The sequence below is a fragment of the Zophobihabitans entericus genome (genome assembly GCF_011745665.1).
Taxonomy (GTDB): Bacteria; Pseudomonadota; Gammaproteobacteria; order Enterobacterales; family Orbaceae; genus Zophobihabitans; species Zophobihabitans entericus.
In genome coordinates this window covers 2,020,904-2,040,891 of the sequence record NZ_CP050253.1, presented here as the reverse complement: position 1 = coordinate 2,040,891, position 19,988 = coordinate 2,020,904, and the positions used below count along the sequence as shown (strand labels likewise).

The window sequence follows — 19,988 nt, the reverse complement described above, 5'->3', positions numbered from 1 at the left end:
TCGATAAACAATCACATTTACAACTGATATCATATAGGATATTGTTCTAAAATCACCACCAGGAATGACTAAAGGCACTTTTGCATGAAAACAAAGAAATCAATTCTGGCGCTTTTGCTGACTGGTTTACTTATACAACCGCTTGCAGCGAGCGCTAATAGCACCAACTTAAATTTACCTGAAATTGGTACGGCAGCGGTCAGTACGCTCAGTATCGGTCAGGAGATTGAGATGGGTGACTATTACCTGCGTATGCTGCGTGGCAGTGCTCCGCTAACTTATGATCCATTAATTTCAGAATATGTGAATAAGTTAGGTGGTAAATTAGTTGCCAGTGCTGATTCAGTACAAACTCCATTTAACTTCTTTGTGATGCGCAGTAATGTGCTCAATGCGTTTGCCTTTTTTGGTGGTAATGTTGTTATCCATTCTCGCTTAATTTTAGATACAGATAATGAAAGTCAGCTGGCTTCGGTGATGGCGCACGAAATCTCTCACGTCACACAGCGCCATTTAGCCAGAGCGATGGAAGCACAAAAAAATAACAGTCCTTATGTGTGGGGTGCTGCACTGGGTTCAGTCCTTCTGGCACTTGCCAGCCCTGAAGCAGGCATGGCAGCGATGTCGACCACTATCGCTGGCTCCCAGCAAAGTATGATCAGTTTTACTCAAAGTAATGAGCAGGAAGCTGACCGTGCCGGTATGAGAATTTTAACCCGCGCTGGATTTGATCCACAAGCTTCACCAGAGTTTTTACAAAAACTGGCAGATCAGGCAAGGTTTATGTCTAAACCACCAGAAATTTTACTTACTCACCCATTACCCGATAGCCGTTTATCTGACGTGCGTAACCGCGCTAATCAGTTTGCTCAAAAAAGTGTAGCGTCTTCACTGGATTACTATCTGGTTAAAGCGCGTATTGCTGCATTTAGTAACGATAAAAGCGCCATTGACCGTATACTGGATGAATACAAAAAAACCAACAATGCTCAAATCGCAAAAGCCATTATCTATGGTGAAGCATTGTCGTTATATACTAAGCAACAATATCAGTCTGCCAGAAGTAAATTAGAACCGCTCTATAATCAGGATAGCACCAATATCTGGTACGTGGACTTAATGACCGATCTGGATTTAGAGCTCAATCAAAAAACTCAGGCGATTGAACGTTTACAAGCTGCAATTAAAGCCAATCCAAGTAGTCAGGTATTACAGCTCAATCTGGCTAATGCTTATATTCAAAATAAAGACTATCAGCGCGCCTCAAGTTTGTTACATCGTTATACTCATGCCAATAACAGTGATATTAATGGCTGGGAGCTGCTGGCAACTGTTTATTCTGCGCAGCGTCTACGCGCGGAAGAAATGTCAGCCAGAGCTGAAGTTTTAGCTTTGCAGGGGCAATTCGCTCAGGCGATTAATTTACTAACTAACGCGAAAAGTTATACCAAAGATAATCAAATTCTGCTGGCCCGTCTGGATGCCAGAGCAGCGCAGTTACAACAACTTCAGCAACGATATGCCACTTATCAGCGATAGTTATTAAATTATCGCTGAAAATCATTTGGTCATTATAAATTTATTTATTTTTCAAATAGATAAAACATTTTATTGACTAAAGAAAATATCCATTTATATTATTTACAGGATTCTTTCCTCTGTCATTGCCTTGTTTTTAAATGACCAGCATTAAGCTCTTGGGTGCAAACATATGTCGTTCATGCCAAATTTGTACCTGCTTTACTACAATTATCGTAATAATCTCATGTCGATGTATCGATTGATATTTGTTTATCATTGGTGGTAGCTTAGTTCTTGTTCGTCTCATAACCTTGCAATCAATGAAGAAACCAATCTCCTCACTTCGTATTATAGATAAACCTCAAGAGATAATTTGTATGATGATAGGTCCAATTGTTAATGGCACAGCCATTTTAATCGGCGGTCTTTTTGGTGCCAGTTTTGGTAAAAAAATTCCAGCCAGAGTTCGTGAAGCGTTACCAATGACATTCGGTTGTGCGTCAATGGGTATTGGTGTGGCTCTTATTATCAAAGTCAATTTCATTCCAGCTGTCATTTTATCCTTGTTGATAGGTTCTTTAATTGGTGAGCTTCTGCGCCTTGAAAATCGTATAGAAAACCTGTCTCTAAAACTTCGTAAATTTGTTGATAAACCTAGTCCGGATACAGTTCTTTACGCCAGCCACGAAGAATTCATTGAAAAATATGTCGCGTTAGTTGTGCTATTTTGTGCCAGTGGCATGGGAGTCTTTGGTTCATTAACAGAAGGCATGTCAGGCGACCCTTCATTATTGATTACAAAAGCTTGTCTGGATTTATTTACGGCGGCTATTTTCGCAATTACGCTGGGCTATTCCGTCTCGTTAATTGCGATTCCACAATTTATTATTCAGGCTGCCCTCTTTTTACTGGCCAGTTTAATTCAGCCACTAGTTACACCTGAAATGTTTGGCGACTTCTCTGCCTGCGGCGGAATGATCATGCTGGCAACAGGTTTTAGAATCTGTGGAATTAAGTCCTTCCCTGTTGCCAATATGTTATTTGGCTTAGTACTGGTAATGCCAATATCAGCACTGTGGGTACAAATCTTCTAATGTTTGATTCACTAAAGTTAAAAGATAATAGCTGATTTACTATCAGCTATTATTCAAGATGACTCACATCATTAAAGCATTGGAATGTGTAAGTTCCTTCTTTCTCACCCTCAGCTTGTTTATAATTCACTAAACTGATACTGGTATTTAAAATACGCGGGCAAAGCTCTTCTTCACGATGCTCACGCCAGTCACCACCACGCAGCACGTGTAATAAAATTCTCAGTGCTGAACCGTGAGAAACAATTAATACATCACCAGTACTATTTTCAGCAATCACTTGCTCTAGTGCCGCTTTCATTCTAGCCAGTACGTCTAAATACCATTCACCCTGATTACTGGTTGGATCATAGTTTTCTGGTGAAGTTAAATAGATTTGGAATTCTGGTAGCTTAGCTAAATCTGGTACATATACGCCTTCCCATGAACCAAAATCCATTTCCGCAAAGCCCGGTAGCTCCTTACGCGGAACATTAACGCCTTTATCAGCGCGTTCTGCCAGAATATAGTCACGGGTCTCAATCGCGCGCTTTTGATTACTTGAATAAGCTTTCACGAAAGGAACGTTAGCTAAAAACTTACCTGTTGTTTTAGCACCGGCAATCCCTTTTTCAGTCAATGGTGAGTTTTGTGAACCCTGCATTTGATTAAGAAGATTCCACTCAGTTTCACCGTGGCGTACAAGGTAGAGATTAAGATCTTTCATGGTTTATCCTTATTCTTGTTTATTTTATCTGGTTGTTTTATGAATGATTTTGATGACGTAGTTGTTTTAAACAATTCTGTAACATCGTATCTAATGGTGCATTTAAAATCATCGTTTCCCCCGTTTTAGGGTGTTCAAAACGAATATTAGCAGCGTGTAAAAACAGGCGCGTTAAGCCAGTAGCTGAGAGTTTTCGATCAAATTCAGCATCACCATAACGTGGGTCAAAAGCAATTGGATGCTCAACATATTGAGTATGTACACGAATCTGGTGAGTCCTTCCAGTTACCGGGCTGGCTTTAATCAGTGTTGCCTGTTCAAAACGTTCCTCGACTTTAAAACGGGTTTCTGAAGGTTTACCTTCCCGATTAACTTTCACGACTCGTTCACCGCTTTGTAAGGTATTTTTTAATAAAGGAGCTTCAACCACTTTACAGGCAGATGGCCATGTTCCTTTAACAAGTGCCAGATAGTCTTTTTGTACCTGTTTTAATCGCAGTTGTTCATGTAAAGAACGCAGCACCGAGCGCTTTTTAGCAATGAGTAAAATGCCGGAGGTTTCACGGTCAATGCGATGTACCAGTTCTAAAAACTTCGCTTCTGGTCTTAGTGCACGTAATCCTTCAATAACACCAAAACTGAGTCCGCTACCACCATGCACAGCAATACCGGATGGTTTATTGATCACCAGCAGTGAATCATCTTCAAAAATAATGGTACTTTCCAGACTGGCAACTTTTTCCAGTTTAGGTGAAACTTCTGGTGTTTCTTTTTCGGCTACTCGAACGGGTGGAATTCTGATTTCATCGCCATCTATAAGTTTGTACTCTGGTTTAACTCGTTTTTTATTTACCCTGACTTCACCTTTACGCAAAATACGATAAATCATACTTTTAGGTACGCCCTTTAACTGAGTACGAAGGAAATTATCGATACGCTGTTCTGCGTATTCAGATGTAACGGTAATAAAAGTAACCTGAGGTAATAAAGATGTCATGCAAAGCCAATATGGGGTTAACAAGCTAAAGAATAATGTGTACATTATATAAAAATAACTTAAACTATGCCAATTTGTTTGAAATGGAATCTTGATTGGAAGGATATCAATATGTTGCGTTTACTTAGTCAGTATTCAAGAGGGCGAACTGCCTGGTTCTTGCTTTTTCTATCAGCAGTCTCATTTGAAATTGTTGCTCTCTATTTTCAACATGTTTTAGCGCTTGCTCCCTGTGTTCTGTGTATCTACCAACGTTGTGTAATATTAGGCATTATGATCTCCAGCCTGATTGCCATGATTAAACCAAAGAGTTTTTTCCTGCGTTTTGTTGCAATAATCATCTGGTTATTCTCTGCTGTTCAGGGTTTTCTGCTCGCGTATGATCAGGTTGTTCTACAATTCAGACCGTCTATTTTTAACTCATGTCCGGTCGATGTACAGTTCCCAAGCTGGTTACCTTTAGACTCATGGTTCCCTGCGATGTTTAAACCTTATGGCGTCTGTTCTGAGCGTGTCTGGGATTTCTTAACGATCGAAATGTCTCAATGGTTACTAATTATTTTCTCTTGTTATTTTATCGTAGGTTTACTTGTCCTTATTTCTCAATTATTCAAACCTCGTAACCGCGCGATGTGGAATGAATAATTAAAATAAATCAAAGGGTTGAATGTAAAACCCCATTTTATAACCCTTTGATTTTATTAGAGTTTTACTTAACCTTAAATTAAGGTAATCATTCTTCTCTTTTTCACTATTTGCTGAACTTCTGATAAAATGCCGGCTAATTTTCTGTCTATGGTTTCTATAATGATATGTTACTTGAATACAATCCGCCCACATCACCCTGGCTAAATATCCTTTATCAGGATGAGCACATCGTTGTTGTTAATAAACAAAGCGGTTTATTGTCAGTACCTGGCGCTCAGTTCCCCGATAGCATTATCACACGCTTGCAACGGGATTTTACTTTTGTTGAATCAGTGCATCGTTTAGATATGGCGACCAGTGGTATCATGGTTGTTGCATTAACCAAAGAAGCGGAAAGAGAGCTTAAGCGTCAGTTTCGTGAACGGGAACCTAAAAAATATTATATCGCCAGAGTATTTGGCCATTTAGAGCACGACTTGGGATCTGTCGATTTACCGCTGATTTGTGACTGGCCAAACAGACCAAAACAGAAAGTTTGCTTTGAACATGGCAAAAAAGCCTTTACGGAATATCAGGTCATCTCCAGAGATAGCGACAATACAACCCGGGTCAAACTTATTCCATTTACTGGTCGTTCTCATCAGCTGCGCGTACATATGCAGTCACTGGGTCATGCTATTTTAGGTGATAAGTTTTACGCCACACCAGAAGGACTAGCGATGGCAAAACGATTACAATTGCACGCACAATCTTTATCTATCACTCATCCTAAAACCGGTGAGCGGGTGACATTTACCTGTGAGCCTGATTTTTAGGTTCAGATACAATAAATCATTACAAGAGAACCATCACGAGGGAACTATGAAAAAAATTGTTTTAGCGACAGGAAATCAGGGTAAAGTTCGGGAACTGGATTCACTCCTTGCCGGGGCTGGTTATGAAGTGATCGCTCAAAGTCAGTTCAATGTTCCTGATGCTGATGAAACCGGCTTAACATTTGTTGAAAATGCCATCCTTAAAGCACGTCACGCATCAGCATTAACGGGTTTACCAGCTATTGCTGATGATTCAGGACTGGCGGTCGATTATCTGCAAGGTGCACCAGGTATTTATTCTGCGCGCTATAGCGGCGAGCATGGTGATGATAAAAAGAATAATCAAAAGTTACTTCAAGCGCTGGCTGGCGTACCTAAAGAAAAACGTGGAGCTCAGTTCCATTGTGCTTTAGTTTATTTGCGTCATGCGGAAGATCCAACGCCTATTATTTGTCAAGGTATTTGGGAAGGCTATATTCTGACGGAAGAACATGGTGAAGGTGGTTTTGGTTATGACCCGCTATTTTTTGTTCCTGAACTGGGTTGTACCTCAGCAGAACTGCCACGAGAGCAAAAAAGTCTGATTTCTCACCGCGGTCAAGCCTTAAAACAGATGCTGGCTGCGTTAAGTTTATAAATTACATGCATCAGTTAAACAACTAATATCGAGTAATGATGAATATTCCGTTAAGCCTTTATATCCATATTCCATGGTGTATACAAAAATGTCCTTATTGCGATTTTAACTCTCATAAGTTAAAAAGCGAATCGGACTATCAGGCCTATATTGATCATTTGCTTACCGATTTGCGTAAAGACATTCCCCTGACAGCTGGCCGCCCTGTTCACTCTGTTTTTATCGGTGGAGGAACGCCAAGTCTGATTCCGTCCGATCTGATTCACACTTTACTCAATAAGATCCGTCAGGAAATACCTTTTGAAGCAGATGCTGAAATTACCATTGAAGCTAATCCTAATAGTGCTGATGCAGAGCGTTTTAAAGGTTATCAACAGGCAGGAATCAATCGTATTTCCATCGGTGTGCAAAGTTTTCAGGCGGATAAGCTGGCGCGGTTAGGCCGAGTCCATAATGTACAAGAAGCGATTGAAGCAGCACAACTGGCAAAATCACTGAACTTACGTAGTTTCAATTTAGATTTGATGCATGGTTTGCCTGAGCAATCTTTAGAAGATGCGCTGTCAGACTTAAACCAGGCAATCCTGCTCGCTCCTCCACATCTGTCATGGTACCAGTTAACGATTGAGCCTAATACTTTATTTGGCTCACGCCCACCGGTACTACCTGATGATGATATTCTATGGGATATCTATCAGCAGGGCCATCAGCTGCTAAGTCAGGCTGGTTATCAACAATATGAAACCTCCGCTTATTCAAAACCGGGATTACAATGTCAGCATAATCTCAATTACTGGCGCTTTGGTGACTATTTAGGCATTGGTTGTGGTGCTCATGGTAAATTAACTCAGACTGATAATACAATTATTCGAACAATAAAAACTCGCCATCCACAAGGTTATCTGGCTGGTCGCTACTTAGAAAAGCAATATACTGTTGAATCAAGTGAATTACCGTTTGAGTTTTTTATGAACCGCTTCCGTTTATTTGAAGCCACACCAAAAAATGATTTTTGTCAGCGCACATTTTTACCGCTATCAAGTGTTCAGGCACAGATAGATGAAGCACTACAAAAAGGCTATTTAACCGAAGATAAAAATAACTGGTATTTAACTGGTCACGGTAAGTTATTTTTGAATTCATTGTTGGAAATATTTCTCTAACCACAGGAATATCATGAACAAATTACTGCATATACTCTGTTCTCTGCTTCTTTTTTCAATTGTATGTCCTTTATTGTTATATATTATGTCTTTCTTGTTTCCTATAGAAAGGGTACCCCTGAATGGATGCTATGGCATCATTTTGCCTGTTTGTATTTTAACTGGACTTTTTTATAGTTTAACTACATTACTCTCCTCCACATTAATACGTTTTATATTAATGACAATTTTTGCTATCACTATCTATTCTGCTTTATGGTATTTTATTGCTACAGTGATAGCCTCTGGTATAGCAATACCTCACTATTATTTAGTCATATATCCAAGCTTATGTGTAATAAGTACATTACTAGTCACATTTATTGCACACATTCTGATAGACTAAAACAGCTAAAGTACTAAGTTAACAACTAGATTTGACCACATAAGATAAGCACTGATATACCAAGGATTTTTAATAAAAATGATAATGAATAAACCTCTTTATATCTTCTTTTCCATTTTACTCTTTGTGATTATTTGTCCTTTAGTTAATGGCTTGATTATTGTAGCGTTTGAGCCTTCTTCAGAAGACTTCGGGCTCATTATGGCTTTGGTTTATATTTTTACGGCAGTACCTAGTCTCTTGCTTGGTCTTTGTTATGGAATACTTTCTCCTAAGTTCTCTACCTTAAAACGCTTTATGTTGATGGTGCCTTGTAGTTTTGCCATTTACCTTGTTTGTTTAAACATCTTATCTGAACTGATTTTCTATGGCATCAAGGCAACATTTTTTCATTCAATTTTGCTGTCACTTATAAGTATTCTAGGTACTTTATTCGCAACACTTATTGCAATACTTATGTTAAAACGTAAAACAGACTAACCATATAAAATATTTGACAAAAATTAATAAAACACCACACTAATTGCTAATTCTCTGATGTAAGATAGCCATTAATATATGTGCGACATTTAATTAAAGGAAATAATGATGAAAAAAATGAGTCGTAAATTTTCGACCAAAACACTGGCTTTGAGTGTTTTTACTTTAGCCAGCACACTTCTGATCAGCACAGCGCACGCAAATGGTAATGTTTCTCTTGGTGCTGGTATTGCTGTTGGCAAACTCCCTTATAAAAGTTATGACACTAAATTCTGGCCTGCGCCGGTAATTAGTTATGAAAATGATTATTTCTATGTCCGTGGTATTAGTGCGGGTGTGTTTCTATTAAAAAATGATCATCACCGTTTAACGGTTAATGCTTATTATTCACCACTGCATTTCAAGCCATCAGATAGTGATGATAAAGCCTTAAATCAGTTAAACAGACGTCGTTCGACTATGATGGCGGGTCTTGGTTATCAATATACTGATACCTGGGGTATTATCCGTGCAGAACTTGCTGGTGACGTACTAGGTAAAAGTGATGGCATCATTGCAGATTTAGCTTATTTCTATCCAATTCACATTGATAAATTCCGTATTACTCCGGGGATTGGTGTACAGTGGCAAAGTCGTCAGTTTAATGATTACTACTTTGGTGTCAGCAGTACAGAATCTACTCGCAGCGGTCTGTCAAAATACAGTGCTGACAGCGGTGTTTCTACCTATCTATCACTAAACGCTAATTATTCTTTAACATCAAGCTGGACACTTTATGCAACCGGACGAGTTTCTTTCCTGAGTTCTGAAGCGAAAGACAGCCCGATGGTTGATAAGTCTTATGATGCAGTATTTAGTACAGGTATTACTTATACTTTCTAATTAGAAAGATGGCATAAAAAAGCGGTATATTTACCGCTTTTTTATTATGACTCACTTATCTCAAATAGTCTTAGTCTTCATAAATCACTTCACCAGTGACCACGTAATCATTTAAACGAATTGGTGAATGTTTTTGCACGTACTCTTTAAAGATTTCAGCATCCACAATTTCAGTATCTACATAAGTATCCATATTTGATACTACGTAGTAACCGTCACCACCACCACCATTTAAGCTAATAGTTGCCAGGCGGTAAGTTCTGTTGAGATCTAAAGGCTCACCTTTGATAGTCACATTACTGATGGTTTCATTACTTCTGTGAGCAGTAAAACCAACATTCGCAAACTGAGCAAAGCCACCTGAATTTTGTTTTCTGTGAGCGGCAACAGTTAGGTAATCAAACAGTTTGTCACCTTTTATATCGACATACGCTAAGGTATAACCAAATGGCTGAATACGCAGTACATCACGATAAGTGATATCACCCGCCTGAATAGAATCACGAATCAAACCACCACTCATTACTCCTAAATCAGCGTCCGCTTTATCAATTAAAGATGTTAATACCAGACGACCTAAATTGGTTTGTCTAAATCTCACTTCATTACGATTACCCTCAAGACGACCATCAACTGTAGCCACTTTTTCTGACAGCATCTCTTCTGCTTTTTCCTGATATGGCGTTAACAGAGTCAACATGTCACTATTTGGTGTGATTTTTTGGGTATAAAAATCATTTGTATCATCCGCACTATCGGGTGTTCTGTTTGATTTTAGGTTCACCGGAATTAACTGATAATTAGTTAAAGTAAATTCACCATTACGGAAAGTGAAATCAGCACGACCTAAATATTTACCCCATTCATGAGCTTGTACAATCCATGTACCATTTTGACGATCTGGCGCACAAGGTGTACCCGGTACATAGTTAATTTGTTTTTTGTTCTCTTCCGCCATACAAACCGGATCTTGTGAATGTCCACCAATAATCATATTCATTGAACCCGGTTCTAAATAACGAGCCAGTGTCACATCACCAGGAGCATTAGAACCGCTGTTACCATCATCGTAATGTCCCATGTGCGTCAGACCAATAATAATATCAGGTTGGTAGTTATTTTTCAGTTCATAGATAGTCGCTTGCGCTTCAATTTTTGGATCGGTAAAGGCAATATCATCAAAGAATTTTGGATTACCAATACGCGGTGTATCATCAGTGGTTAATCCAATGATGGCAATTTTAATACCTTGTTTATCAAAAATGGTATAAGGTTTGAAAAGTCTTTGACCGGTACTTTTTTGATAAATATTGGCAGACAATAACGGGAATGACACCCATTTTTCTTGCTCTAAAAGCACCGACAGTGGTTTATCAAATTCATGATTACCGATCGCCATCGCATCATAACCAGCCAGATCCATACCGACAAAATCCGGTTTGGCGTTTTGTAAATCAGACTCCGGCACACCACTATTTACGTCACCACCATCAAGCAGTAATACTGAACCACCATTCTTTTCAACTTCCTGGCGGATATTATCAATTAATGTTTTACGAGCAGCGAGTCCATATTCACCAAATTCATTTTTCCAAAAATGTCCGTGATGATCATTGGTATGTAAAATGGTAATGTTGTAGTCAGTATCTTTTTCCCAGGCAAAAACAGATGTAGGTAGAGCGATAAGTGCGGCGAGCAAAACTGAGCTATATTTTAATTTATTTTTCATGTCTTTTTTCATTATCATACACCCTATCATTAATTATATTTTTGCTTATTAATCAATAAGTTATAAATATTGATAATATAAGCGCGCTTTGAGTAAAAATAATTTCACTCCAAATCTATTATTGTGAATAATAAAATTGAATAACTACTGAGCGGTCCTACTTATTATGACTCCGGTTTTAAGGAGCTGATATCTTCTCCAAGTCCTTCATCAATAATGCGTTTAATAGTATCTGCAGCTTGTTTTGCATCAGAACCGGTAATGACAAACTTCAACGTGTTCAGTGGTTTTACACCTAAGCTAACCAGTTTCATCATACTTTTTGCATTGATGAATTCGCCGCTACCGTCTAAATCAGCAACCTGAATATCGCTTTCAAATGGTTTTATTTCTTTAACAAAAGCGGCTGCCGGACGAGTATGCAAACCGTGTGGGTTATAAATTTTGACAGTAAATTCAACATCACCAGATATCTGGTTATGAGTTTCTAAAACAGGTTCTTCTTCCTGACCGGTAAGGAGCGCTAATAACTGCTGACTGGTAGTAATCGCTTTGATTTTTGTCAGAGCAGATTCATCAATAACAACGCGTGTTAATTGTCGTAAGATATTTAAATGTTCATTAGATTTAGCGGCAATTCCGATGACAATATGAGCGGTTTCATCGTCATCCCATGTGATGCCCTCTTTACTATAAAGAACTTTAAGACCGGTATTGAGTACACTATCTCTTTTCTCTGTCGTACCATGGGGAATAGCAATACCATTACCCAGATAAGTCGAGATTTGTGCATCTCGATCAAACATAGCTTGTTCATAATCATCTTTAACGAGCCCACCTGCAATCATCTTTTGAGCAACCTGACTGATAGCTTCTCTTTTTGAGATTGGCTTATCTAATAAAGTAATATCATCAATATTTAGTGTTATTGAACTCATTCTGTCTATCCTATTTATCTAGAATAGCCGCCAGTTTTTGACGGCTATTTATGCTTATTCAATCAATATTAACCAGCCTGTTCAGCTACCGGGCCTTTATTCTTACGTTTTTCTGATAAACGAGTAAGACCAAGTAAAATAGCTCCAACAAGTGCACCAGCAAAAATACATAGCACCCACATGAGTGGTTTATTGACCAGTGGCAGTACTAAGAATCCACCGTGTGGTGCCGGTACTTGAATACCACTTAAGAATGTCAGTACAGAAGCGATCGCTGATGAGAACATCATGATAGGAATCACGCGTAATGGATCTTTAGCTGCAAATGGAATCGCACCTTCAGTAATATGTGTTGAGCCCAGTACGTAGTTCACTAAACCAGCAGCACGTTCATCATCAGTAAAGCACTTACCACGGAAGATAGTGGTTGAGAATGCAATAACAAACGGCGGAACAATACACGCAGCAGAAACACCCGCCATAAAGTAGAAGTTACCTTCACCAAGCAGCATTACACCTGTCACATAAGCGGCTTTATTTACCGGGCCACCAAAGTCAAATGAACACATTGCGCCAATCACAATACCAAGAAGAATTGGGTTTGCAGTTTGTAGTGAACTTAACCATGATTTCATGCCTTCGTTAATACTTGCTATTGGCTCACCAAGCAGGAACATAAAGGCACCGATCACAAATACACCAATCAGAGGCATGATGAAAATAGATTTTAAGCCTTCAAACTGACGCGGCAGATGATCAAGCATCTTTTTAACGTACAGCATTAAATAACCGGCGGCAAAACCAGCGATGATGCCACCTAAGAACCCAGCACCAGTAGCATTGGCCACTAAACCACCAACAAAGCCGGCAACCATACCAGGACGACCTGCAATAGATGCTGCGATAAATGCAGTAAACACCGGCACCATGATACCAAATGCCTGACCACCAATTTTCATCAGTAACGCAGCAAATGCGTTATATTGTTCATTAGTTGGATCGGCTGAGTAGATCCCCCACAGGAAAGATAAGGCGATAAGTACACCACCAGCCACAACAAACGGTAACATATTCGAAACACCACTCATCAGATGCTTATAAATTTGTCGACCAATTGATTCTGTTGGTTGTACTGATTGAACTTCATCACTTTTTGCTGAGCTTGATGTCTGAGAGGCTTGTCCTTTACGAACAGGCACATTACCAGACAGAATTTGTTCAACTAAAGCACCTGCTTTATGAATACCATCTTTAACCGGCACTTCGATCACAGGTTTACCATTGAACCGATCGGGATTGACATCTTTATCTGCAGCGATGATGACACCAACCGCTTCACTGATATCTTGTTCGGTGATAGCGTTGTCCACACCGCCGGCACCATTGGTTTCTACTTTAATTTCCACTCCCAGCTTTTTAGCCGCAGTTTTTAATGCTTCCTCTGCCATATAGGTATGAGCAATACCTGTAGGACATCCGGTCACAGCTAATATTTTCTTCATACTTGCTCCCTCTTTTATTTTATTTGGGTTACGGTAAGTTGATGCATATAAGTGGTTACTTTATCGAGTAACCCCAATCCATCTGATTCGGCGACGTTGGCTCCTGTTGCCGAGGCTTTTTTTATTGCTAACTCAATAGATTCCTGATTTGTTGATGCGCTTAACCATTCACTAAGGAAGGCGGCTAAAGCGGCATCACCGGCACAGGCAGAACTAACAAGTTTTATTTTTACGGAATTACAAAACCAGACATGTTGACCATTTGAGAAATAAAGTCCTTTATCCCCAAGTGTCAGTAAGATATTTCTGGCACCTTGCGCGTGAATTTGTTGCAGTGCAAAGAGAATTTGCTCTTCAGTCTTGGTCTCAAGCCCGAAGATCTCTTTCACTTCGTCATCATTAGGCTTAATTAATAATGGTTTATACGCTAACAGTTCCTGAAGTTTTGGATGACTGATATCCAGAATAACTTCAATTTTTTTACGCTCACAAAGAGTCAGAATATGGGTATAAAACTCAGGCTCTACGTTATTGGGTAAGCTGCCGCTAATGACTAAATGAGTACAATCAGTTAAAGACTCTAACTGCTGCAACATTTCTGTTTTTTTATCCTCAGGGATAAACGGCCCTTTACCCACCAGTTTGTACTCATCTTTACCATCATTAATAAACACATTAATACGGGTCATATCATCAACCCAGCAAGGTTTAGTCGTGATATCCCTCTTTATCATCTCGTCAAAAATATATTTGCCAGAGAATCCACCAAAAAAACCCATTGCTGTAGAAGCGATGCTAAATCTCTTTAATACAATTGAGACATTAATCGCTTTCCCGTTTGGACTATATTCAGTATGAGAAGTACGGTTAACGGTATTGGGTGCCAAACCACTACACCGGATATTCATATCTATTGCTGTATTAAGTGTTAATGTATATATCATGGATCTGCCTCAGCTACAGTTTTCCAGCACAGCCACAAGTGTTAATAATTTTTTCTACTATCTCCTTCATGGCCGCTTTAGCCGGTTGCATATAGTGGCGCGGGTCGTTAGCGTTTGGATTTTCAGCAAAGTACTGTTTTAGGGCGTCAGAGAAAGCAATTTTCAGTTCTGTTGCAACGTTAACTTTACTAATACCATTCTCAATACATCTGCGAACATCGCGCTCAGGAATACCAGAAGCACCATGCAGCACCAAAGGAATATCTACTCTTGAGTTAATTTCAGCTAAACGGTCAAAATCCAGTTTTGGTTCAGATTCGTACATACCATGTGCAGTACCAATTGCTACAGCTAAAGAATCGATACCTGTTCTTTCGATAAATTCAACCGCTTGCGCTGGAGAGGTATAAAGCGCATCTTTACTGTCAACCACTAAATCATCTTCAACTCCACCAAGACGGCCCAGTTCAGCTTCTACACTCACATCAAAACGATGAGCATACTCAACCACTTTTTTAACGATTTCGACATTTTCATCAAACGGATGATGAGAACCATCGATCATGACCGAACGAATACCTAAATTAATTTTATTAACAATATCGTTATAACTTTCATGATGGTCTAAATGAACAGCCAGAGGAACACGATGCTTTTTCGCCAGTGCTTCTGCAATTGCAATCACATTTTCCACACCTGCGTAGCTATAAGTACCTGGTGTTGCTGCAAGAATTACAGGAGATTGATACTGGGCAACTGTTTCAACAATGACCTGCATAGTCTCTAGGTTATGTACGTTGAATGCAGGTACTGCATATTTTTCTGAATATGCTTTTTTTAACATGTTGCTACTTGAAATAATATACATGAGTGATAACCTCTTACTGGTTTATTTACAGATTAATTAACTACGATAACTTTCAAAATGAAAGTTAAATTTCATTTTTATACTTACAAAATATAACCTAAAAACAAAAAAAAGCTGTGATTAAGATCTCAATTTTGGTTTTAACTTTCAAAATGAAAATAAAAAATCTATTTTTATTTAAAAAATGAAAGATAATAGAGAGAGATTTTCACTGCTGAGGTGAGCAAATTGGCAAAGACATCTTCAATGTTACTTAAGCGAAGACTTGATATTGCAGACATAGTACGAGAGAAAGGAGAAGTGAAAGTTGATGAGCTTTCTGAGCTTCTTAATGTGTCAGGAGTAACAATACGGCAGGATCTTAATTATCTTGAACAACAAGGATATCTGAAGCGTTCTTTTGGTGGAGCAATTTATGTCGCCCCTGAACATGGCATCCATACCAAGGTCAGTAATACTCAGCTAACAAATAGTGTAGAGAACAATGATATAGAGCTGGTTTTAGCCTGCCTTGACCTGATTAATGATGATGACACGCTGTTTTTAGGTCACGGTAACTTGTTACGTAAGTTGATTCCGTATCTATATAACAAGAAGAATTTGACCATTATTGTTAATGATATCTCTCATGTGGTACTGGCGAAAGAGTTTACACAGGCAGAAGTACTGGTGATTGGCGGGATGATTTCAGAACACAATGTGATTATTTATAACAAAGAATTAGATTCAGTTTTAAAAAATCATCCGGTCTCACTCTTTATTACCGAAGTCAACGCTATTAGTCCAGAAAATGAATTAATTATTCAGGATTCAGGTTTAATGGGTAGCTATCAGCTATTACTCAAAAATGCGCATAAAAGTGTAATCGTTCTACCACAAAGAATGTCCCATAACGAAGTGAACAGTATTGGTTTATTAGAACATATTGATACAGCGATTCTTTCGCGTTCAGCGATGACGGAATATCATCAACAATTACTTGATTGTCAGTTTAAGCAATCATTAACAAATAAGAAAAGTGTCGTTTATCAAAAAATTCAGGGGTAAAACGATGGCAACTAAAATATGTACTATTGGTGAATTACTGGTTGAATTTTTGGCTAAAAACTCAAATCAACGCTTTGATGAGACTGGCGAGTTTTTAGGCCCTTTCCCAAGTGGTGCCCCGGCAATTTTTGCCGATCAGGTGGCTAAACTGGGGTTTCCTATTGTGATCTTTAGCTGCGTGGGTAAAGATGCCTTTGGCAAAATGTGTATTTCCCGCTTAAAGCAGGATGGTGTGATTATTGATGGCATCTCTAGTCACAATAAAGCCAATACTGGTAGTGCTTTTGTCACTTACCGTGGGCAAAATGACAGAGATTTTATCTTCAATATTCCCAACAGTGCCTGTGGCCTGCTTTCTTTTGAAAATATTGATGCAAAACTTTTAGAGGATTGTACCCATCTGCATGTCATGGGATCATCTTTATACTCGTTCAGAGTGATCGATGCTATGCGTAAAGCCATTGATATTATTAAGAAAAATGGTGGCACTGTCTCCTTTGATCCTAATATTCGTAAAGAGATGCTGGATATTCCGGAAATGGAACAATCTTTTGATTATATTATGGAATATACCGACATTTTCCTGCCAAGCGAAGGAGAAGTCAGTTACTTTGCTAATAATCCAAAAGACTCTGAGAGCGACGTTGCTAAAGCCTTACTAAAAAAAGGTATCAAACATATTGTAGTCAAATGTGGCAGTAAAGGCGCTAACTATTATGGCTTAGATGAACAAGGTAATCTCAAAACATCGCATGTTGATAGTTATCCGACAGAAGCGATTGATCCAACAGGAGCAGGTGATTGTTTTGGTGCTACTTTTGTTAGTTTAATGCTGGCAGGATATTCGGTTGAACAGGCACTTCAATATGCCAATGCCAGCGGTGCTTTTGCTATTTCAAAACGTGGGCCTATGGAAGGGACATCAACCATGGCTGAGTTAGAGCGTATTATTCAAAGAAAGAAATAAAAGTCATTATTAATTAATAAATTAACATTTTGGGTAATGATATCAATACCCAATAAAAAAGCGATAATCAAATATCGCTTTTTTATTATTGCCTGCTTTCACTCACACCAGATCAAAGAAGCCATTCGTCCGGTTTGTTTATCCCTGCGATAAGAAAAGAATCTCTCGCTATCAGTCATCGTACAATAATCACCGCCATAAATTCGGGTGATGCCCATGCGATGTAAACGTAAACGAGCTAACTCATAGATATCTGCAAAATATTTGCCTGATGTTGTTGGAGACGGTTTAAACGCAGAGCCATCAGAAACGCAGACTTGTTCAAACAGTTGTTTGACCTCTTGCCCTACTTCAAATTTTTCAGGTCCGATAGCCGGCCCAAGCCATGCCATGATTGATGATGAAGGAGCAGTAAAATGTTTAACCGTTTGTTCTAAAATACCGTCACAGAGTCCCCGCCAACCAGCATGGGCAGCAGCAACTTCACTGCTTTGCGTAGTACAAAATAAAACCGGTAAACAATCGGCAGTCATCACCACATTGACCCGATTTATTTTTGAGCTATAACTTCCATCCGCATCTAAAACAATATCAGGTGTTGCCTGATCAATATTGACAACATCAGTCGTATGAGTTTGTTTAAGCCAGACAGGTTCAGCAGGTAACTGAGAAAATTGCTTTAAGCGAGCGCGATTTTCCAACACATGATTGATATCATCGCCTACTCTTGTGCCCAAATTTAACGATTGATATACCCCTTCACTCACTCCACCTAAACGAGTTGTAGTAAACGCACGAATATTTGCCGGCGCTGGCCAGTCAGGATAAATCAATGACATTACCAATCTAGTTGATCCTTAAATTGTTCGGTATCTTCACGTAATACCGCTATCAGGTTTTCCATATCTTCAGGAATCGGGGCATGCCACTCCATCTGTTCACCAGTAATTGGATGGAACAAACGCAGCATCGTTGCATGTAATGCCTGACGGTCAAAATTACGTAAAGTATCCATGAACTTGTCAGATGCACCTTTAGGTGGTTTTGGTCGGCCACCATATAACTGATCCCCTACTAAAGGATGAGTAATATAGGCCATATGGACACGGATCTGGTGAGTACGTCCAGTTTCCAGACGCAGACGCAGACGCGTATGACAGCGGAACTTTTCCATCACCCGGTAATGTGTCACTGCTGGTTTACCCATTGGATAAACAGACATATGAGTACGTTTAGTTGGATGACGGGCAATTGGCTGATCAACGGTACCGCCAGCAGTCATTGTCCCCATGACGACAGCTTCATATTCACGGGTGATTTCTCGCAGTTGCAGCATTTCAACTAAATGAGTCTGCGCGGCAACCGTTTTAGCTACCACCATTAAACCTGTCGTGTCTTTATCCAGACGATGCACAATACCTGCGCGTGGGACACTGGCAATTTCCGGATAGCGATGCAGAAGTGCATTTAAAATAGTACCATCGGGATTACCTGCTCCCGGATGAACCACTAAATCACGCGGTTTGTTAATAACCAGAATATCATCATCTTCATAGACGATATTAAGCTCAATGTCCTGTGGAATAAAACGAGTGTCTTCATCCAGTGTAGCCTGAATAACAATTTGTTCACCGCCAAGGACTTTTTCTTTCGCTTTATTGACAATTTGACCGTTGACGGTTACGCGGTTATCCAAAATCCAGTCTTTGATACGAGAACGTGAATAATCCGGGAACAATTCAGCTAATGCCTGGTCTAAACGTTGACCAAGTTGCGATGATTCGATTTCAGCTTGTAAATTAATTTCTTGCGACATATTAAATAAAGTAAGATTCAGTTTTATGAAATTTCAAATTAGAGTATCATAACAGCCATAAAGGGTTAATGTTTATTTTGCAAAATCGAGAAAATAGAATGAAATTATGTACACGTCTTTTATTAACAAGTTTATTTGCTTTAACAGTTGTTGGTTGTACAACTTCTAAACCTGATCTTAAAGACGTTCCTGAAATTGACTTGTACAGTCAGGCAGAAGAGCAACTTCAGGGTGGTTTGATGAAATCAGCCGTGACTGTTCTAGAGGAAATGGATAAAAGTTACCCATTTGGACCTTACTCTCAACAAGTTCAGCTTAACCTGATTTATTCTTATTATAAGGCTGCTGATTTAGCGTTAGCTATTGCCTCTATTGACCGTTTCCTTAAATTAAATCCAACTCATCCAAATATTGACTGGGTAATTTACCTGCGCGGTTTATCTAACATGGCGCTGGATGATAATCAGATTCAGGGTTGGTTTAACGTTGACCGTTCAGACCGTGATCCGGACTTTGCTGAAACCGCATTTAAAGATTTCACTTATCTTGTTTCCAGCTATCCATACAGCCCTTACAGTTATGATGCTCAACAACGTTTAACGTATTTAAAAAACCGTTTAGCCAGATATCAATTAAAAATCGCTCAGTACTATACTGACCGTCAGGCATATGTTGCCGTTATTAATCGTGTCAATTATATGTTAGAGCAATTTTCAGATACCGAAGCCACACGTGAAGGCTTAGTGCTGATGAAAAATGCTTATGACCAATTAGGTCTTGTGAATGAATCACAAAAAGTACAACAATTAATTGTTGCCAACAGTGCATTATAAAATGGAATTTTGAGGA

Annotated in this window: 20 protein-coding genes; 11 read left to right on the top strand and 9 right to left on the bottom strand. The window is 39.1% G+C overall.

Annotated features, from left to right (window positions below; translation table 11 throughout):
- Positions 1-84: 84 nt before the first annotated feature.
- Both bepA and IPMB12_RS09305 read left to right on the top strand, forming a co-directional pair.
- Positions 85-1,539, top strand: coding sequence for a beta-barrel assembly-enhancing protease (gene bepA / locus IPMB12_RS09310; RefSeq protein ID WP_166917079.1), 1,455 nt, complete (start codon positions 85-87; stop codon positions 1,537-1,539).
- 359 nt (positions 1,540-1,898) lie between these two features.
- Positions 1,899-2,615: a DUF554 domain-containing protein gene (locus IPMB12_RS09305; protein ID WP_166917078.1), complete on the top strand. Its 717-nt coding sequence runs from the start codon at positions 1,899-1,901 to the stop codon at positions 2,613-2,615.
- A 49-nt stretch (positions 2,616-2,664) separates the two neighbouring features.
- Here IPMB12_RS09305 and IPMB12_RS09300 read toward each other — a convergent pair whose 3' ends face one another.
- Positions 2,665-3,321, bottom strand: coding sequence for a histidine phosphatase family protein (locus IPMB12_RS09300; protein WP_166917077.1), 657 nt, complete (start codon positions 3,319-3,321; stop codon positions 2,665-2,667).
- Between the two features lie 37 nt (positions 3,322-3,358).
- Positions 3,359-4,318 (bottom strand): 23S rRNA pseudouridine(955/2504/2580) synthase RluC, encoded by a 960-nt coding sequence (gene rluC, locus IPMB12_RS09295; protein ID WP_166917076.1) that lies wholly within the window; start codon positions 4,316-4,318, stop codon positions 3,359-3,361.
- 111 nt (positions 4,319-4,429) lie between these two features.
- Here rluC and dsbB point away from each other — a divergent pair, with 111 nt between their 5' ends.
- The 6 genes from dsbB to IPMB12_RS09265 all read left to right on the top strand — a co-directional run bounded on the left by dsbB (position 4,430) and on the right by IPMB12_RS09265 (position 9,328).
- A complete protein-coding gene (gene dsbB / locus IPMB12_RS09290; protein WP_166917075.1) occupies positions 4,430-4,963 on the top strand; it encodes a disulfide bond formation protein DsbB in 534 nt (177 codons plus the stop codon).
- A 167-nt stretch (positions 4,964-5,130) separates the two neighbouring features.
- Entirely contained in the window at positions 5,131-5,781 is a 651-nt protein-coding gene (gene rluA, locus IPMB12_RS09285; protein WP_166917074.1) for a bifunctional tRNA pseudouridine(32) synthase/23S rRNA pseudouridine(746) synthase RluA, read from the top strand.
- Positions 5,782-5,827: 46 nt separating this feature from the next.
- Positions 5,828-6,418: an XTP/dITP diphosphatase gene (locus IPMB12_RS09280; RefSeq protein ID WP_166917072.1), complete on the top strand. Its 591-nt coding sequence runs from the start codon at positions 5,828-5,830 to the stop codon at positions 6,416-6,418.
- A gap of 35 nt (positions 6,419-6,453) precedes the next feature.
- A complete protein-coding gene (gene hemW / locus IPMB12_RS09275; protein ID WP_166917070.1) occupies positions 6,454-7,581 on the top strand; it encodes a radical SAM family heme chaperone HemW in 1,128 nt (375 codons plus the stop codon).
- A gap of 463 nt (positions 7,582-8,044) precedes the next feature.
- The gene (locus IPMB12_RS09270; RefSeq protein WP_166917068.1) at positions 8,045-8,446 is read left to right on the top strand and encodes a hypothetical protein; all 402 of its coding nucleotides are present in this window, start codon (positions 8,045-8,047) and stop codon (positions 8,444-8,446) included.
- Between the two features lie 105 nt (positions 8,447-8,551).
- Complete coding sequence (locus tag IPMB12_RS09265; protein ID WP_208293478.1) at positions 8,552-9,328, top strand: MipA/OmpV family protein; 777 nt, start codon at positions 8,552-8,554, stop codon at positions 9,326-9,328.
- A 70-nt stretch (positions 9,329-9,398) separates the two neighbouring features.
- Here IPMB12_RS09265 and ushA read toward each other — a convergent pair whose 3' ends face one another.
- The 5 genes from ushA to IPMB12_RS09240 form a co-directional block, all read right to left on the bottom strand.
- The gene (gene ushA, locus IPMB12_RS09260) at positions 9,399-11,057 is read right to left on the bottom strand and encodes a bifunctional UDP-sugar hydrolase/5'-nucleotidase UshA (RefSeq protein WP_166917762.1); all 1,659 of its coding nucleotides are present in this window, start codon (positions 11,055-11,057) and stop codon (positions 9,399-9,401) included.
- Positions 11,058-11,221: 164 nt separating this feature from the next.
- Positions 11,222-11,995, bottom strand: a complete 774-nt coding sequence (locus tag IPMB12_RS09255; RefSeq protein WP_166917066.1) for an HPr family phosphocarrier protein — start codon at positions 11,993-11,995, stop codon at positions 11,222-11,224.
- A 68-nt stretch (positions 11,996-12,063) separates the two neighbouring features.
- The gene (locus tag IPMB12_RS09250) at positions 12,064-13,497 is read right to left on the bottom strand and encodes a PTS fructose transporter subunit IIC (RefSeq protein WP_166917064.1); all 1,434 of its coding nucleotides are present in this window, start codon (positions 13,495-13,497) and stop codon (positions 12,064-12,066) included.
- A 14-nt stretch (positions 13,498-13,511) separates the two neighbouring features.
- A complete protein-coding gene (pfkB, locus tag IPMB12_RS09245) occupies positions 13,512-14,441 on the bottom strand; it encodes a 1-phosphofructokinase (RefSeq protein ID WP_166917062.1) in 930 nt (309 codons plus the stop codon).
- 13 nt (positions 14,442-14,454) lie between these two features.
- Complete coding sequence (locus IPMB12_RS09240) at positions 14,455-15,309, bottom strand: tagatose bisphosphate family class II aldolase (protein ID WP_166917060.1); 855 nt, start codon at positions 15,307-15,309, stop codon at positions 14,455-14,457.
- A gap of 246 nt (positions 15,310-15,555) precedes the next feature.
- Between IPMB12_RS09240 and IPMB12_RS09235 the strand changes: the two genes are divergently transcribed.
- The gene (locus IPMB12_RS09235; RefSeq protein ID WP_407704086.1) at positions 15,556-16,356 is read left to right on the top strand and encodes a DeoR/GlpR family DNA-binding transcription regulator; all 801 of its coding nucleotides are present in this window, start codon (positions 15,556-15,558) and stop codon (positions 16,354-16,356) included.
- Positions 16,357-16,360: 4 nt separating this feature from the next.
- Entirely contained in the window at positions 16,361-17,323 is a 963-nt protein-coding gene (locus IPMB12_RS09230; RefSeq protein WP_166917056.1) for a sugar kinase, read from the top strand.
- 98 nt (positions 17,324-17,421) lie between these two features.
- Here IPMB12_RS09230 and pgeF read toward each other — a convergent pair whose 3' ends face one another.
- Together pgeF and rluD are read right to left on the bottom strand one after the other, a co-directional pair.
- Positions 17,422-18,162, bottom strand: coding sequence for a peptidoglycan editing factor PgeF (gene pgeF, locus IPMB12_RS09225; RefSeq protein WP_166917054.1), 741 nt, complete (start codon positions 18,160-18,162; stop codon positions 17,422-17,424).
- Entirely contained in the window at positions 18,162-19,139 is a 978-nt protein-coding gene (gene rluD / locus IPMB12_RS09220; RefSeq protein WP_166917052.1) for a 23S rRNA pseudouridine(1911/1915/1917) synthase RluD, read from the bottom strand. The genes pgeF and rluD overlap by 1 nt, the downstream gene beginning before the upstream one ends.
- A gap of 98 nt (positions 19,140-19,237) precedes the next feature.
- Here rluD and bamD point away from each other — a divergent pair, with 98 nt between their 5' ends.
- On the top strand, positions 19,238-19,972 hold the full coding sequence (gene bamD, locus IPMB12_RS09215; RefSeq protein ID WP_166917050.1) for an outer membrane protein assembly factor BamD: 735 nt from the start codon (positions 19,238-19,240) through the stop codon (positions 19,970-19,972).
- Positions 19,973-19,988: the final 16 nt, after the last annotated feature.